Raw genomic sequence first — 15,667 nt, 5'->3', positions numbered from 1 at the left:
GATCTCACCTTAAAGGGTTTGACTAGCACCAAACCCTTTAAAGCGGTACATTTTATCTAGGTGCATACACATCCTTGAAACGGTATCCAATATGGCAGAGACAAACAAACCAATCGTTATTGAGCATGAATCAAATACTCAAAGCTCTACGCATCAAGAAAAAAAGTCATACATAAAAGATAGTGCAAGTCGAGTTATGAACATTGCACAAAGCTATAGCTTAGATGCGATGCTGCAAAAAGATGCACCAGAAAAAAAACTGATTGAACGCGCACTCGTCCGAGAGAAGAAGCGTAAAGAACAGCGGCAAAAGAACCTAGAACAGATCCTAAAAATTACCCACGCATCATGTAAAGATGAAACCGCAGGAGAACCGGATCAAGATTGGTTGTATCGCTTCTTCGACATGGCTCAAGATATTCATAACACGTCAATGCAAAGACTCTGGGCACAGGTACTCAAAAGAGAAGTGACCAACCCAGGTTCAACGTCGATGAAGGCATTGAAAATACTCAAAGACATGACCCCGAAAGAGGCGCAAAACTTACAAAGAGCCGCTTCATTGGCCTGCAGTTTTGGGAGTGATAATAGCCGAAAGCTACTGCTCGGGTATAAATCGCATGCGGGGATCTTCAGCTTTGGTAAACGAGATACCACCAGCACCATTAATTTAGGTAGCTTCCAAATTCCCTACTCTAGTTTATTGCTATTGATTGAGCTTGGGCTACTACTTGGTACCGAATTGGAATCAGGGGAGATCGAGTTTGATCCAGCACTTAGCTTGACCTATCAAGGTAAACAGATCAGTTTGCAGCCGCTAGGTAAAGGGGTGAAGCTTGTCTATTACCGCTTCAGCCCGACGGGTAATGAATTATGCAAGCTGCTAGGTAATAAACCCAATATGCAGTATTACGATCAACTGGTGGGGCTGCTTAGTCAAAAATTTACCGTTCAAACCGAGGTAAAAAGCACCGTTCACCACACCGTTTAAGATCAAACTCGAACTTATATGAATTAAGGGCGACATAACATCGCCCCTAATTCACCTTATGAGATCACCGCGCGATCCTTTAGCGCCTGAATACAAAGTTCAACAAGTTGCTCAACCGATAGTTCCCCAGCAGGAAGATCGATCTCAGGCTTCAATGGCGCTTCATACACAGAATCAATACCAGTAAAGTTGGCAATTTGCCCTGCTCTCGCCTTTTTGTATAAACCTTTTGGGTCCCTTTGTTCGCACACTTCGAGTGGTACGTTAACAAATACTTCCAAAAACTCCCCCTCAGGTAATAAATCTCGCACTAACTGCCGCTCAGCACGATGAGGCGAAATAAACGCAGAAAGCACAATCAATCCAGCATCGGCCATCAGTTTAGCGAGCTCTCCAATACGACGAATATTTTCACGGCGGTCTTGATCAGAAAAGCCCAGATCGCCACACAAACCATGGCGGACATTATCCCCATCGAGTAAATAGGTGTGGTGACCTAACTGAGCCAGTTTTGACTCTAAAGCACCTGCGACGGTTGATTTCCCAGCGCCAGATAACCCCGTAAACCAAAGTACTACCGGTTTCTGATGCTTCAATTTAGCTCTGAACGCTTTATCAACCGAGTGTTGATGCCAAACGATATTTTCATCTTTATTTACTGTTAGTGGCGCTGTTGATGTAGCTGTCGATGTTGTCATAGTCAATCCTTGTCAAGTACCAAAACAGCCCATTCCTTCCATGCTTTGGTACTGTTTAAATATATTCAAAATGGGAAAAAGTAAGGGATCAGGCTTAAAACCAATCCAGAGTAAACGATAGAAATCGGCACTCCAATTCGTAGATAATCTTTCATTTGATAATTGCCCACGCTATAGACCAATAAATTGGTTTGATAGCCATAAGGGGAGATAAAACTGGCGCTGGCACCAAACAACACCGCCATAATAAATGGCATGGGATCGACGCCATATCCTATCGCCATACTGTAGCCAATAGGAAAAGAGAGAGCGGCAGCGGCGTTATTGGTTACGAGCTCCGTTAAAATCAAAGTCACAAAGTAAGTCGCCACTAAAGCACCAAATACCCCCCAACCATTGAATGCCTCCATGAACATTTCCCCCATTCGCATAGAGAGACCAGAGGAAATCATCAACTGGGCAATAGAAAGAGCCGAGCCAACAATAACGACAATATCAATGGGAAATCGTCGACGAATCTCACCTACCTGAATAATACCCATCACAATCATCGCCAGTAGGTACAGCGATAACCCTTTGATAATCGGAACATAACCCAATAGCGAGCAACCAATCACGGCAGCGAAACCTAGCAATACGAGTGTTGACTTGCTTTGATCCAATTTTGCACTCGAATCTAAATCATTAATCAATACAAATTCACGTCGATGGGCTTGTCTCTCCGACTCAAAGCGTTTTCCGGGAACTAAAACTAAGGTATCCCCAGCGGTTAACGTGATATTGCCTAGTCCACCTTCTAGCCGTTCATGTCCGCGTCTAATTGCCACAACTACTGCATCAAACCTATCTCTAAAATGACTGGTTTTTAATGTTTTATTGCAGAAGCTTGCCGAAGAGCTCACCACTACTTCAACAAAACTCTGTCCATTTAGGTGATGCTGACCAAATAGAGTGAGCCCCTGTATTTCTTGCAGAGTGGCGACACTTTCAACATCACCACAAAACAGCAATCGATCTCTTGCCATGAGTACAAAGTCTGGATCAATGGAGGTTTTTGTTTCGCCATCGCGGATCACTTCAGCCAAAAAAAGTTTACGTAACGCTCTAAGGTTATTTTCACTCACGCTACGCCCCACCAATGGTGAACCAGGTTCTACTCGCGCTTCAAGAAAATAAGGCAAGTCATCTTGGTTTTGATCGTCATAATCAGGCAATAAATAGCTCAAAGGGATCAAGATCAAGACACCGCCAAACAACACGGCAAGTCCGATCATTGTTGGAGCAAAAAAGCTGAGGCTAGGTAATCCAACATCTTCAACAAAGCTGTTGATGATCAAATTGGTTGAAGTGCCAATCAGCGTTAACGTTCCCCCTAAAATAGCCGCATAGGAAAGGGGAATAAGTAATTTTGATGGCGCATGTTTCTGGTTGCGCTTAATGGCACTAATTAACGAGACCACCACTGCGGTATTATTGGTAAACGAAGAGAGTAAAGCCGTTGAAACGCCGAGCTTCGCCACAACTGTACCCAACTTCCCATTAGAAATAATTCGGCTCACCCAACTGATAAGGCGAGTTTTTTCTAATGCACAGGAGGCCAAAACAAGCAAAACTAGCGTTAATAATGAAGAATTCGTGAAATTTTCAGCCACACTTTTCAGCTCTATCATCCCCGCTAAAAAAGCGATGAATGAAGCACTGGCAAATATGATGCTAGGTTTAATTTTAGTTGTCAGTAGGCAAGTGATGATGCCAAGCAGCACTGCTAACACAAATCCTTGTTCCCACATAAACGCTTCCCTGAGTGTGAAAGTGATCACTCACTTCCACACATTCACCTATTTGAATTAGAGACATAACCCCAAGTGAGACATTCGATTGTTAGTCAATCTCACACCCTACTTTTACAACTCTACTGGCTGACTTTTATCTCTACTTGCGAAGTAGTTGGCTCAAATCTTTCGCATCCCAGTGCGGGAAATGTTTACGAACTAATGCATTGAATTCGATTTCAAATGCAGAGAAGTCACCTTGAACCTTCGCCACGCTATCTAAACCTTCACGGATAAGCCCTGCTCCCACCGTAACGTTGGTTAAGCGATCAATAATGATGAAGCCACCAGTATCCGCACATTCACGATATTTATCTAACGCCACAGATTCGGTTAGTGACCACTCACACAAGCCAATACCATTGAGCGGCAATTCACTTGCCGTATGGGTTGAGAGGTTATTAATATCGTATTGATGGCGAATAGAGCTAACTTGGCCAAGTGTTTTTTTACCTGCCACTTTAATATCATACTCACGACCCGGTTTAAGCGGTTGCTCAGTCATCCACACCACATCGGCTAACAGATGGTTCGTTGTTTCAATTTCAGCATTCTCCAACACGATTAGATCGCCTCGGCTAATATCAATCTCATCTTCAAGAGTCAGTGTTACCGCCAGCCCCGCTTGAGCAGATTGTAGTTCACCATCAAACGTGACAATGCTCGCCACTTTAGAGAACTTGCCTGAAGGAAGTGCTTTGATCGTGTCGCCAACAGCAATCTGACCTGAAGCAATCGTCCCAGAGAAACCTCGAAAATCGAGGTTAGGACGATTGACGTACTGCACTGGGAAGCGGAAGTCACCACCAGAGCGACTTTGATCAATATCGACAGTCTCAAGAACCTCTAACAGAGTTGGGCCTTCAAACCATGACATTTCTTGACTCGCCGATGCAACGTTTTCACCTTCTAAAGCAGACAGTGGAAGAATCTGAATATTGGTATCGCCTTGCAAATTTTCAGCAAACGATAAATATTGATCGCGGATCTCTTCGAAACGCTGTTGTGAATAATCCACAAGATCCATTTTATTGACCGCGACGACAAAATGTTTCAAGCCAAGTAAGTTAGCTATGAATGAGTGGCGACGAGTTTGGTCTAGTACGCCTTTTCGAGCATCAATCAAGATCACTGCAAGATCACAAGTCGAAGCTCCGGTTGCCATATTACGCGTATATTGCTCGTGCCCAGGAGTATCCGCGATAATGAACTTACGCTTCTCAGTAGAGAAATAACGATAAGCAACATCAATGGTGATCCCTTGTTCACGCTCAGCTTGCAAGCCATCAACCAGGAGGGCCAAATCAGGCTTTTCACCCGTCGTTCCAACGCGTTGGCTATCTGAGTGAACCGCCGCTAACTGATCTTCATAGATCTGCTGCGTATCATGGAGCAAACGTCCAATTAAGGTACTTTTCCCATCATCAACCGAGCCACAAGTTAAAAATCTGAGCATCGATTTATATTGGTGTTGATTAAGATAACCTTCAATGCCTAACTCAGCGAGTTCAGCTTCAACTGCACTATTCATTATTCTTTCCTTAGATCCTTAGAAGTAACCTTGGCGTTTTTTCAGTTCCATAGATCCTGACTGATCGTGGTCGATCGCTCGCCCTTGTCGTTCACTCGACGTTGCCACCAACATCTCTTCAATAATTCCCGTAAGCGTATTTGCCTCAGACTCAATCGCACCTGTTAATGGGTAGCAACCAAGGGTACGAAAACGCACACTTTTCTCTTCAACCACTTCATCTTCACCAATATCCATACGCTCATCATCAACCATGATCAGCATGCCATCACGATCAACCACAGGGCGCTTCTCAGCAAGATACAGCGGTACAATTTCAATATTTTCTAAATAGATGTACTGCCAGATATCCAATTCCGTCCAGTTTGATAGCGGGAATACGCGTATGCTCTCCCCTTTATTCACCTGGCCGTTATAAGTCTTCCACAATTCAGGGCGCTGGCTTTTAGGATCCCAGGTATGATTTTTATCTCGGAAAGAGTAAACGCGTTCTTTAGCTCGCGATTTTTCTTCATCACGTCGAGCGCCACCAAAAGCAGCATCAAATCCATAATGATTTAACGCTTGCTTTAAGCCCTGAGTTTTCATGATGTCGGTATGTTTAGATGAGCCATGCACAAATGGGTTTATCCCCATCTCAAGCCCTTCAGGGTTCTTATGCACCAGTAGATCAAAACCATACTTTTTGGCAGTGCGATCACGAAATTCAATCATTTCGCGAAACTTCCAGTTGGTATCGACATGCAGTAGTGGGAATGGAATTTTCCCCGGGTAAAACGCTTTTCGAGCCAGATGCAGCATCACAGAGGAGTCTTTTCCAATGGAATACATCATGACAGGATTGCCGAATTCAGCAGCAACCTCGCGGATAATATGAATACTCTCCGCTTCTAGCTGTTTTAAGTGGGTTAAACGTTGTTGGTCCATCTTTCTGCTTCCTTATCGCGATCCTTGCTTCATTGATGCACCTATTATGTCCATCTATATATATTACTGGAAATTCTAAAATTTCATTTTTTATTCGAAAAGCTGATAAGGGAAGATTTTTCAGGTGAACTTTTCTACATTAATAGCGGTTTACAAAACAAACAGGGCGAACAAAAAACAAGCAAAGCTGAGACATTCATGACAGAACGCTATTAAGTAATCGTGACACATCACACTTTATTAACCGCATCCATCATTGTTTCAGCGCCTTTTGTTACATTAGACCCGTTATTAATCTCCCCCTCATATTGGAGCAAACAATGAAAGTGGCAGTGAAACCTCTATCTCTTGCAATTCTTGGCGGCATGCTAGCAATGGCAGGCCCAGCAATGGCCGATACAATTAAACTACGTATCGTTGAAACAACAGATATTCACACGAACGTAATGGACTATGACTACTACAAAGATAAAGCAACGAAAAAAACAGGTCTTAGCCGCACTGCTACTTTAGTAAAAGAAGCCCGAAATGAAGTGACCAACAGTGTATTGGTCGACAATGGCGATCTTCTTCAAGGTAGCCCAATGGGTGATTACCAAGCAGCAAAAGGGATTAAGCCTGGTGAAATCCACCCTGTTTACAAGGCGATGAACCAACTTGATTATGATGCCGCAAACATTGGTAACCATGAATTTAACTACGGTCTTGATTTCTTAAAAGAGTCGTTAAACGATGCGAACTTCCCTTACGTCAATGCTAACGTGTATGACAAAGAGACTGGCGAGCACTACTTCAAGCCTTACTTAATCAAAACGCATACTTTCAAAGATGTAGACGGTAATGCTCAAGAAATTAAAGTCGGTTACATTGGCTTTGTTCCACCACAAATCATGGTGTGGGATAAGAAGAATCTTGAAGGTAAAGTGATCGCGAAAGATATTAAGCAGACCGCTGAACTTTACGTACCTCAAATGAAGCAAGAAGGTGCGGACGTTATTATTGCGATCCCACACTCAGGTGTCTCTACAGAACCTCATAAACTCGGTGAAGAAAACTCAAGCTTCTACTTATCAGAGGTTGAAGGCATTGATGCGATTGCCTTTGGCCATGCGCACGCGGTTTTCCCAGGTAAAGGGTTTGATGGTATTGAAGGCATCGACAACGAAAAAGGCACCATGAATGGCGTAGCGGCAGTAATGCCAGGTCGTTGGGGTAGCCACGTTGGTGTTATGGATCTTGTGTTAGAGAAAAAAGACGGCGGTTGGGAAGTGACTTCAGGTCAATCTGAAGCTCGTCCAATCTACAACAAGAAAACTAAACAGTCTCTTGCAAAAGCCGATACTGGTATTTTGAAAGCACTTGAAGAAGATCACAATGGTACACGTGACTTTGTTAACCAACCAATCGGTAAAGCAAGCGATGTCATGTACAGCTTCCTTGCATTGGTTCAAGATGATCCTACTGTTCAAATTGTTAACTTAGCACAAAAAGATTACGTAGAACGCTTTATCCAAGGTGACCCAAACCTAGACGGAACGCCAGTTCTATCAGCTGCGGCACCATTTAAAGCCGGCGGTCGTGGTAACGATCCTGCTAACTTTACTGAAGTGGAATCTGGCCAACTAACGTTCCGTAACGCTGCGGATCTTTACTTGTACCCAAACACTTTAGTTGCAATGAAAGTAACAGGCAGCGAAGTAAAAGAGTGGCTTGAGTGTTCTGCTGGTCAATTCAAGCAGATCGATCCTAACAGCACAGCATCACAATCGCTGATCGATTGGGACAACTTCCGTACGTATAACTTTGATGTTATCGATGGCGTAAACTACCAAATCGATATTACTCAACCTGCGAAATACGACGGCAACTGCAAAGTCATTAACGCTGATTCGCAACGTATTGTTGGCCTAACCTACCAAGGTAAACCAATCGATATGAAGCAACCGTTCATCATTGCAACAAACAACTACCGTGCTTACAGCAACAAGTTCCCAGGTACTGGTAGTGATTTCGTAGCGTTTGATGCACCAGATGAGAACCGTACGGTACTAGCAAGCTACATCTCACGCGTAAGCAAAGAGAAAGGCCAAGTAATTCCAAGTGCAGACAACAACTGGTCATTTGCACCAATCAAGACGGATGTAAAACTCGATATTCGCTTTGAAACATCCCCAAGCGAAAAAGCCGCACAATTTATCAAAGACAAAGGTCAATACCCAATGACACAAGTCGCGACAGATGAAGTTGGCTTTGCGGTTTACAAACTAGATTTAGCGAAATAAATTAACGCTAAGCGTATTACTTTCAAACGCAGCTCACTTTGAGCTGCGTTTTTTTGTTTATGTTTCCTAATTTCGCCACTATTTTCCGTTAGCACAACCCATGACACGTTGCATTGGCAGTCAGATGACTAAAGGTCTACCTATGGTTTCCTCTAACATCGCAACGGCTAGGTATTTCAGTATATGATAGGCCCCATAACGCGCATACTCTGGAAGAACACTCTCATGCATGAACAGCTGCATCATCAACTATCAATAAACGGATTTGATGCCAACGAGATAGACAACCTACTCTCAATAGCAAAGCCATTAGAACTGCCTACGCGACATATTTTAGTCAACCAAGGGGAAGTCGCTGACTCAATTTACTTCCTGATTGAAGGGCTCTGTCATGCATGCTATTTAACGGATCAAGGTAAACAATTCAGTAAGGAATTTTATTGGGATCAAGATTGGATGATTGGGTTTGAAAGCTTAATCAAGAACCAGCCATCCCCATATTTGCTTGAGACCTTAACCCCTGTCAGTTTGCTATGCCTACCAACTCAGGCGTTGCACTCATGGCGAGAAGAGTCTCATCCGCTCTATCTAAAGCTCCTTGAAACTCAATTGATGCATAAGGAGAATAAGGAACGTTTCATGCTGCTGTACACACCAGAAGAGCGATACGGGCTATTTTGCCAACACTATCCAGATTTATTAGCTCGCTTGAACGATTACCAAGTTGCCGCTTACCTTGGTATCACTCACATCAGCTTAAGCCGAATTAAAGCTCGCATCAAAGAAAAGAGTTAACATAAGTTAATGTCAGAAAGCCACGAACTTGATAGATTGTAGCTATCGATTAAGCAATTTGGTGTGTATATGATCTCTTGGCAACTGGCGACGTTCTCTCAACTGACAACCTCTCAACTTCATGAACTCATTCAACTCAGGATCAATATTTTTGTTGTTGAGCAAACCTGCCCATACCCTGAACTAGATGGTAAAGATTGCATGGATGGCGTGCATCACCTCATGGGCTTTGATAACGGCAACTTAGTGGCTTGCGCTCGACTCCTTCCAACAGGTATCAGCTATGACAATGTCAGTATTGGCCGAGTAGCAACAAAAGAGAGTGCTCGTGGTACAGGTTTAGGTCACCAACTCGTCAAGCAAGCGTTATTACAATGCGAAAACCTATGGCCGGGCGAAACCATCGACATCGGCGCACAAGAACATCTAGAGAATTTTTATCTGCAGCATGGTTTTCAAAGTATCTCAGAGACCTATTTGGAAGATGACATTCCGCATATTGATATGCGCTTAGAAAAATAGAACCTCAATGCTAGGTAACCCTTTCACGAATGTGTCACCAACCAATTTGGCGGTAACCTTACTGATTCTGGGAAATTTAACCGCTTCGTTATCTGATGTTGCGGTTAAATTGTTGGACGGAGGGATATCACCATACCAATACATTTTCATCCGCCAAGTAATGTCACTCTTGCTGATCCTTCCTTTTTGGCTTCGCCAATCGAAATCCAAAAGAGTACTGAATAACCGCCGAGTCACGGCAATACGAGCACACTTAGTTTTGATTGGCAGTGGTTGTATGATGGTAGCCATTACCTATCTCCCTCTCGCAACGGCTAACGCTGTTTTCTATGCAGCACCACTGTTGATGTTGCCATTATCGGTATGGCTTTTAGACGAAAAGCCACGCTTAAATAAAGTGATTGGTACTGTGGTAGGTTTCATTGGGGTGATGATTGTTCTTCGACCTTCGGAGTTTCATTGGGCTGCTTTTTTCGCTCTTGGCACCGCATGTACACTCGCATTATTTAATGTATTAGTCCGAAAAATACCAGCAGAGCAACCTGTGATCACCACATTGATGTGGACGACGTTAATGTCTATTCCCGTGGCGGGTGTATTAGCAGTGCTGAATTGGCAGCCGATAAGCGTAGCTGAACTTGGGTGGGTAATATTAAGTGCGTCTCTAATTTTGACCTATAATGGTCTAGCCGTTGTCGCCTATAAAAAAGCGCCAGCGTCTCAAATTGCACTTGCAGAATATTCAGGGTTAATATTCGTTGCGATCTTGGGAGTATGGTGGTTTGATGAAATACCTAATTGGCTGACCGTAATCGGTATCTGCTTAATTTTATTACCATTGATACCGAAAAAATGGATAAGCCAGCAACTTGTCACGCCCCGTTCTAGTAAGTGATTTTTTCTATTTACTTCTTCCGAAGCCACCATCAGATAAACGGAAAAACATCACTGAAGAACTCCCTTTTTCCAATTGTAGAATGTCCAAATTACCATCAGATGCCAATTTAAAACGGACTAACTGCCCTTTCTTAATTTGGCTTAATGGCTTATCAGAACCTTCTATTTTTACCAGCGCATTTAAATCTGTCATCGGCAATGAATTATTACGGAAAACTTGCGATAAGGTGTCGCCATTCTTAACCGTGTATTCACGCCATGATTCAGATTTTAAAGAGGATTGTTCCGTGCTTTGCTGTTCGCTTAAACTTTGAGTATTAATACTCAGCTCAACACGTTCATTCACTACTGGACTTTTAATACTAGGCTTTGGTGCAGGTAAAAGAGCCAGAATACAAATTAAAGGAGCCAACACGCTGATTATACGGCGATGTAGACGCGGTAAACCCTGCCAAAAATTCTTAAGACGAGCCAGCACAATTTTTCCATCAAAAGCGCTTAATTTCGCTTTTGCCAGTTCAACATAATTAACTTGCTGCTTTTTCTTGTGTCGACGATTCATCGCTACACATCTCCTTTATTTTGAACCAATATTATAAAAAGCATTGCCGCTTGAGTATAGAGGAAAGCATCAATTTCCTTAACCTTGTTACACTATTTCGACCCATAGTGAATGAATGCATAATTACAAGATACTTAGTAACCTGAGTAATGTCACATCGTGTGCCTTTTCCTGTTCGAAAGAAGCTTTAGCGTTTCCTCCTCGGTTTAATACTGGTATCCTTTCTCTTTTCTTTGTACAAATAAAGAGTGACATTCATGTCTGAAGTAAAATTTGAAACAGTAGAGCAAAAAGCAAGCTACGGCATCGGTCTACAAATGGGCCAACAACTAGCGGGTTCTGGTCTTGAAGGTCTTAACGTTGACGCTATCGCTGCTGGTATCGCAACAGCACTAGTTGGTGACATGCCAGCTATCGAAGTTGACGAAATCAACAACGCACTGCAAGAGCTACACACTCGTGGTGAAGCAGCACGTCAAGAGCTTGCTAAAGTAGCAGCAGCAGACGGTGAAGCATTCCTAACTGACAACGCTCTTCGTTCAGAAGTAACGGTTCTTGAGTCTGGTCTACAATACGAAATCCTTACAGAAGGTACTGGCGAAATTCCAACTTCTGACAAGCAAGTTCGTGTTCATTACCACGGTGAGCTAACTGACGGTACTGTTTTTGACAGCTCTGTTTCTCGTGGTCAACCTGCAGAATTCCCAGTAACTGGCGTAATCCAAGGTTGGGTACAAGCTCTACAAATGATGCCTGTTGGCTCTAAGTGGAAACTATACATCCCACAAGATCTTGCATATGGTGAGCGTGGCGCTGGCGCTGCAATCCCTCCTTTTGCAGCTCTTGTGTTTGAAGTTGAGCTTCTAGCTATTCTTTAATTCTTAGAATTAATAAAAAATCAAAGCGACGCAATTGCGTCGCTTTTTTTCGTCTAAAATAAAAGTAATAACAATCGACGACAAGAGTTCAAAATGAATAGACGCTTATGTACTGCAGCAATATGTTTCTCTCTATGCTCCGCACCCAGTTACGCTTTTTTTGGCTTTGGCTCAAAATCAGATGATGACCCAGCAACGGATTTATCCTCGATGGTCACAAATACACTAACACAAACAAACTCGGCATCTGAAGAGTCACCTCTAACCTCATTACTGACTTCTCAACTCCCTATTTCAAACGAACAGGCAGCAGGTGGTGCTGGTGCTCTTCTTGCTTTGGCTAACAGTAGTTTAGGCAGTGATGATAAGAGTGAGCTTTCAAGCCTTATCCCAGGAATGTCGGCATTAACAGGGGGAACCTCAGGATTAATGAGTATGGTTGGAAACATCGATGCTGTAAAAAATGTTTTCAGCACTTTAGGCTTAGATCCTGGAATGATTGCGCAATTTGCACCTGTCATTATCGACTATCTTGCCAAACAAGGGGCGACATCAGGTCTATTGGAATCAGTAACAGGGCTTTGGGCTGAGTAAAATTAACTTATCGCTTCAAATATCAACAAGAAGCATGTTGTTACGTCGAACGTGTTGATTGCTAACCAATTTGTTGGTTGGCGGCTACTAGATAGCCTGAAAACCTAAATAGCTTAGATGACCTAATAGCCTTAATGACCTAGACAGTAATAACTTTTCTTTGGGGTACAAAAAAGCCGAGCATAAATGCTCGGCTTTTATTTTATCGAACTGATTACTCAGCAGCTTCTTCAGCAGCTGGGCGATCTACAAGCTCAATGTAAGCCATTGGAGCTTTGTCACCAGTACGGAAACCACATTTAAGAATGCGAGTGTAACCGCCTTGGCGTGCCGCGAAACGCGGTCCAAGTTCGTTAAACAATTTTGCAACAACTTCGTTATCACGAGTGCGTGCAAATGCAAGACGACGGTTAGCAACACTGTCTGTCTTAGCTAGGGTAATCAAAGGCTCAATTACGCGACGTAGTTCTTTTGCTTTAGGCACGGTAGTTTTGATAACTTCGTGACGAACAAGAGAGCTAGCCATGTTGCTGAACATCGCTTTACGATGACTGCTGTTGCGGTTGAGTTGACGACCACTCTTACGATGGCGCATGACCTAATCCTTCTAACTTTTACGATTAATCTTCAGCAATAGACGCTGGTGGCCAGTTTTCTAGGCGCATGCCCAGAGACAGTCCACGTGAAGCAAGAACATCTTTAATTTCAGTAAGAGACTTCTTACCAAGGTTTGGAGTTTTAAGTAACTCAACCTCAGTACGCTGCACTAGATCACCGATGTAGTGAATCGCTTCTGCCTTCAAACAGTTAGCAGAGCGAACTGTTAGTTCAAGATCGTCTACAGGACGCAGTAGGATTGGATCGAATTCCGGCTTCTCTTCCTTCTCCTCAGGTACACGTACATCACGAAGATCTACGAACGCGTCGAGTTGCTCAGCTAAAATAGTAGCTGCGCGACGAATCGCTTCCTCAGGTTCTAGAGTACCGTTCGTTTCCATATCGATAACGAGCTTGTCTAAATCTGTACGTTGTTCTACACGTGCTGCTTCTACTGCATAGGCGATTTTATCGACTGGGCTGTAAGTAGCATCAACAAGTAGACGACCGATTGGACGCTCATCTTCTTCAGTATGGATACGAGCTGAAGCTGGAACGTAACCACGACCACGTTCAACTTTGATACGCATAGCGATCTCAGCGTTGTCATCAGTTAGATGACAAATAACGTGTTCAGGATTAGCGATCTCTACATCACCATCATGGGTGATGTCACCTGCAACAACAGGGCCTGAGCCTGATTTGTTAAGCGTAATAAACACTTCATCTTTGCCTTCGGCAACAAGCACAGCCAAACCTTTAAGGTTTAGAAGGATTTCAAGAACATCTTCTTGAACGCCTTCTTTAGTGCTGTACTCATGTAGTACACCTTCAATCTCTACTTCTGTTACGGCACAACCCGGCATAGAAGATAGTAGAATGCGGCGAAGCGCATTACCTAGAGTGTGGCCAAAGCCACGCTCTAATGGCTCAAGAGTTACTTTTGCATGTGTTGTATTGATCTGTTCGATGTCAACAAGACGTGGCTTAAGAAATTCTGTTACAGAACCCTGCATTGTGTCCTCTCTTTAGTTTAACCTTACTTAGAGTAAAGTTCGACGATCAAGTGTTCGTTGATGTCAGCTGATAAGTCAGAACGTTCAGGCATACGCTTGAATGTACCTTCCATTTTGCCAGCATCGACTTCAATCCAAGTTGCTTTTTCACGTTGTTCAGCAACTTCTAGAGCTGCTTTAATGCGAGATTGCTGTTTAGCTTTCTCACGAATTGACACAACGTCATTAGCATCTACTTTGAAAGAAGGAACGTTAACAACTTTACCGTTAACTAGGATAGCTTTGTGGCTAACTAGTTGACGAGATTCAGCACGAGTAGCGCCAAAGCCCATACGGTAAACTACGTTATCAAGACGACCTTCAAGAAGCTGAAGTAGGTTTGCACCTGTATTGCCTTTAAGACGCGCAGCTTCTTTGTAGTAGTTACGGAATTGTTTTTCTAGAACGCCATAGATACGACGTACTTTTTGCTTCTCACGAAGCTGAACACCGTACTCAGATAAACGACCGCGACGAGCGCCGTGTACACCTGGTGCGTTATCAATTTTACACTTGGTATCAATCGCACGAACACCAGACTTAAGGAATAAGTCAGTGCCTTCGCGACGACTAAGCTTCAGCTTAGGACCCAAATATCTTGCCATGATTCTTCTCCAATATTCCTAGAAACGTGAACGTTATACGCGACGTTTCTTAGGTGGACGACAACCGTTATGAGGGATAGGAGTCGCATCTACAATGTTTGTGATACGGAAACCAGCAGCGTTCAGTGCGCGAACAGTAGATTCACGACCTGGACCTGGACCCTTAACCATAACTTCCAAGTTCTTTAGGCCATATTCTTTAGCCATTTCACCACAACGTTCAGCTGCAACTTGTGCTGCGAACGGAGTAGATTTGCGAGAACCGCGGAAACCAGAACCACCTGCAGTAGCCCAAGCTAGTGCGTTACCTTGACGGTCAGTGATGGTTACGATGGTATTGTTAAAAGAAGCATGGATGTGCGCTACGCCATCTGCGACTTGCTTGCGTACGCGCTTACGCGCGCGAGTTGGTTGTTTTGCCATTGTACTCTACCTTATCCGACTATTTCTTGATCGGCTTGCGCGGACCCTTACGGGTGCGAGCGTTGGTTTTAGTACGCTGTCCACGTAGTGGTAGACTGCGACGATGACGAAGACCGCGGTAACAGCCAAGGTCCATAAGACGCTTGATGTTCATCGATACTTCACGACGTAGATCACCTTCTACAGTGTACTTAGCTACACCATCACGCAGTTGATCGATCTGCTCTTCAGTTAGTTCACTGATCTTAACATTCTCAGCAATACCCACTTCAGCTAAAATAGCTTGAGAACGGGTCTTACCGATGCCGAAGATTGCAGTAAGTGCAATCACAGCATGTTTTTGATCAGGAATGTTAATGCCTGCTATACGGGCCACTATTCACTCCTAGGTACTTTAATAAAGAATTATCCGCAGCAAAGCCCGTCGAGGATACGCTGCGGCATACTACTTCTTTTGCACGCAAAAGGTAGGCCGAGG

At 43.6% G+C, this 15,667-nt stretch carries 17 protein-coding genes; 7 read left to right on the top strand and 10 right to left on the bottom strand.

Going from position 1 to position 15,667, the window contains the following annotated elements; translation table 11 throughout:
• Positions 1-91: 91 nt before the first annotated feature.
• Positions 92-991 carry a TIGR03899 family protein gene (locus OCV39_RS01590; protein WP_017051461.1) on the top strand — a complete coding sequence of 300 codons (900 nt, stop codon included), beginning with the start codon at positions 92-94 and terminating at the stop codon, positions 989-991.
• Positions 992-1,047: 56 nt separating this feature from the next.
• Here OCV39_RS01590 and cysC read toward each other — a convergent pair whose 3' ends face one another.
• The 4 genes from cysC to cysD form a co-directional block, all read right to left on the bottom strand.
• Complete coding sequence (cysC, locus tag OCV39_RS01585) at positions 1,048-1,689, bottom strand: adenylyl-sulfate kinase (protein WP_017051460.1); 642 nt, start codon at positions 1,687-1,689, stop codon at positions 1,048-1,050.
• A 65-nt stretch (positions 1,690-1,754) separates the two neighbouring features.
• Complete coding sequence (locus OCV39_RS01580) at positions 1,755-3,479, bottom strand: SLC13 family permease (protein WP_113795488.1); 1,725 nt, start codon at positions 3,477-3,479, stop codon at positions 1,755-1,757.
• A gap of 142 nt (positions 3,480-3,621) precedes the next feature.
• A complete protein-coding gene (cysN, locus tag OCV39_RS01575; RefSeq protein ID WP_017051458.1) occupies positions 3,622-5,052 on the bottom strand; it encodes a sulfate adenylyltransferase subunit CysN in 1,431 nt (476 codons plus the stop codon).
• Positions 5,053-5,070: 18 nt separating this feature from the next.
• The gene (gene cysD / locus OCV39_RS01570; RefSeq protein ID WP_017051457.1) at positions 5,071-5,979 is read right to left on the bottom strand and encodes a sulfate adenylyltransferase subunit CysD; all 909 of its coding nucleotides are present in this window, start codon (positions 5,977-5,979) and stop codon (positions 5,071-5,073) included.
• 320 nt (positions 5,980-6,299) lie between these two features.
• On the opposite strand from cysD, the gene OCV39_RS01565 reads away from it, so the two are divergent.
• From OCV39_RS01565 to OCV39_RS01550, 4 genes are all read left to right on the top strand, one after another.
• On the top strand, positions 6,300-8,261 hold the full coding sequence (locus OCV39_RS01565) for a bifunctional 2',3'-cyclic-nucleotide 2'-phosphodiesterase/3'-nucleotidase (RefSeq protein ID WP_261888807.1): 1,962 nt from the start codon (positions 6,300-6,302) through the stop codon (positions 8,259-8,261).
• A 225-nt stretch (positions 8,262-8,486) separates the two neighbouring features.
• Positions 8,487-9,056 (top strand): Crp/Fnr family transcriptional regulator, encoded by a 570-nt coding sequence (locus tag OCV39_RS01560; RefSeq protein WP_017051455.1) that lies wholly within the window; start codon positions 8,487-8,489, stop codon positions 9,054-9,056.
• Positions 9,057-9,125: 69 nt separating this feature from the next.
• Positions 9,126-9,578, top strand: a complete 453-nt coding sequence (locus tag OCV39_RS01555; RefSeq protein WP_261888806.1) for a GNAT family N-acetyltransferase — start codon at positions 9,126-9,128, stop codon at positions 9,576-9,578.
• A gap of 7 nt (positions 9,579-9,585) precedes the next feature.
• On the top strand, positions 9,586-10,473 hold the full coding sequence (locus OCV39_RS01550; RefSeq protein ID WP_017051453.1) for a DMT family transporter: 888 nt from the start codon (positions 9,586-9,588) through the stop codon (positions 10,471-10,473).
• A gap of 6 nt (positions 10,474-10,479) precedes the next feature.
• On the opposite strand, the gene OCV39_RS01545 is transcribed toward OCV39_RS01550, so the two are convergent.
• Positions 10,480-11,037, bottom strand: a complete 558-nt coding sequence (locus tag OCV39_RS01545) for a LysM-like peptidoglycan-binding domain-containing protein (protein ID WP_113795483.1) — start codon at positions 11,035-11,037, stop codon at positions 10,480-10,482.
• 257 nt (positions 11,038-11,294) lie between these two features.
• Between OCV39_RS01545 and OCV39_RS01540 the strand changes: the two genes are divergently transcribed.
• The gene (locus OCV39_RS01540) at positions 11,295-11,915 is read left to right on the top strand and encodes an FKBP-type peptidyl-prolyl cis-trans isomerase (RefSeq protein WP_017051451.1); all 621 of its coding nucleotides are present in this window, start codon (positions 11,295-11,297) and stop codon (positions 11,913-11,915) included.
• A gap of 93 nt (positions 11,916-12,008) precedes the next feature.
• Positions 12,009-12,509 carry a DUF2780 domain-containing protein gene (locus tag OCV39_RS01535; RefSeq protein WP_113795482.1) on the top strand — a complete coding sequence of 167 codons (501 nt, stop codon included), beginning with the start codon at positions 12,009-12,011 and terminating at the stop codon, positions 12,507-12,509.
• 214 nt (positions 12,510-12,723) lie between these two features.
• Here the strand turns inward: OCV39_RS01535 and rplQ are convergent, their stop codons facing one another.
• From rplQ to rpsM, 5 genes are read right to left on the bottom strand one after another with little or no spacing between them, the layout of a single operon-like run.
• Complete coding sequence (gene rplQ / locus OCV39_RS01530; RefSeq protein ID WP_004729812.1) at positions 12,724-13,104, bottom strand: 50S ribosomal protein L17; 381 nt, start codon at positions 13,102-13,104, stop codon at positions 12,724-12,726.
• A 25-nt stretch (positions 13,105-13,129) separates the two neighbouring features.
• Complete coding sequence (locus OCV39_RS01525) at positions 13,130-14,122, bottom strand: DNA-directed RNA polymerase subunit alpha (protein WP_017051449.1); 993 nt, start codon at positions 14,120-14,122, stop codon at positions 13,130-13,132.
• Positions 14,123-14,145: 23 nt separating this feature from the next.
• Positions 14,146-14,766 (bottom strand): 30S ribosomal protein S4, encoded by a 621-nt coding sequence (gene rpsD / locus OCV39_RS01520; RefSeq protein WP_017051448.1) that lies wholly within the window; start codon positions 14,764-14,766, stop codon positions 14,146-14,148.
• 33 nt (positions 14,767-14,799) lie between these two features.
• Positions 14,800-15,189, bottom strand: coding sequence for a 30S ribosomal protein S11 (gene rpsK, locus OCV39_RS01515; protein WP_004738778.1), 390 nt, complete (start codon positions 15,187-15,189; stop codon positions 14,800-14,802).
• A 19-nt stretch (positions 15,190-15,208) separates the two neighbouring features.
• Positions 15,209-15,565 (bottom strand): 30S ribosomal protein S13, encoded by a 357-nt coding sequence (gene rpsM / locus OCV39_RS01510; RefSeq protein WP_017051447.1) that lies wholly within the window; start codon positions 15,563-15,565, stop codon positions 15,209-15,211.
• Between the last annotated feature and the right edge of the window lie 102 nt (positions 15,566-15,667).

Origin of the sequence: Vibrio cortegadensis (assembly GCF_024347395.1) — a bacterium.
Classification (GTDB): Bacteria; Pseudomonadota; Gammaproteobacteria; order Enterobacterales; family Vibrionaceae; genus Vibrio; species Vibrio cortegadensis.
Note: the sequence above shows the minus strand (reverse complement) of the source record. Positions and strands in the feature narration are given on the sequence as shown.

Coding starts and splice junctions, on each gene's coding strand:
- OCV39_RS01590 (WP_017051461.1), top strand. CDS start 92: ATGGCAGAGACAAACAAACCAATCGTTATTGAGCATGAATCAAATACT.
- cysC (WP_017051460.1), bottom strand. CDS start 1,689: ATGACAACATCGACAGCTACATCAACAGCGCCACTAACAGTAAATAAA.
- OCV39_RS01580 (WP_113795488.1), bottom strand. CDS start 3,479: ATGTGGGAACAAGGATTTGTGTTAGCAGTGCTGCTTGGCATCATCACT.
- cysN (WP_017051458.1), bottom strand. CDS start 5,052: ATGAATAGTGCAGTTGAAGCTGAACTCGCTGAGTTAGGCATTGAAGGT.
- cysD (WP_017051457.1), bottom strand. CDS start 5,979: ATGGACCAACAACGTTTAACCCACTTAAAACAGCTAGAAGCGGAGAGT.
- OCV39_RS01565 (WP_261888807.1), top strand. CDS start 6,300: ATGAAAGTGGCAGTGAAACCTCTATCTCTTGCAATTCTTGGCGGCATG.
- OCV39_RS01560 (WP_017051455.1), top strand. CDS start 8,487: ATGCATGAACAGCTGCATCATCAACTATCAATAAACGGATTTGATGCC.
- OCV39_RS01555 (WP_261888806.1), top strand. CDS start 9,126: ATGATCTCTTGGCAACTGGCGACGTTCTCTCAACTGACAACCTCTCAA.
- OCV39_RS01550 (WP_017051453.1), top strand. CDS start 9,586: ATGCTAGGTAACCCTTTCACGAATGTGTCACCAACCAATTTGGCGGTA.
- OCV39_RS01545 (WP_113795483.1), bottom strand. CDS start 11,037: ATGAATCGTCGACACAAGAAAAAGCAGCAAGTTAATTATGTTGAACTG.
- OCV39_RS01540 (WP_017051451.1), top strand. CDS start 11,295: ATGTCTGAAGTAAAATTTGAAACAGTAGAGCAAAAAGCAAGCTACGGC.
- OCV39_RS01535 (WP_113795482.1), top strand. CDS start 12,009: ATGAATAGACGCTTATGTACTGCAGCAATATGTTTCTCTCTATGCTCC.
- rplQ (WP_004729812.1), bottom strand. CDS start 13,104: ATGCGCCATCGTAAGAGTGGTCGTCAACTCAACCGCAACAGCAGTCAT.
- OCV39_RS01525 (WP_017051449.1), bottom strand. CDS start 14,122: ATGCAGGGTTCTGTAACAGAATTTCTTAAGCCACGTCTTGTTGACATC.
- rpsD (WP_017051448.1), bottom strand. CDS start 14,766: ATGGCAAGATATTTGGGTCCTAAGCTGAAGCTTAGTCGTCGCGAAGGC.
- rpsK (WP_004738778.1), bottom strand. CDS start 15,189: ATGGCAAAACAACCAACTCGCGCGCGTAAGCGCGTACGCAAGCAAGTC.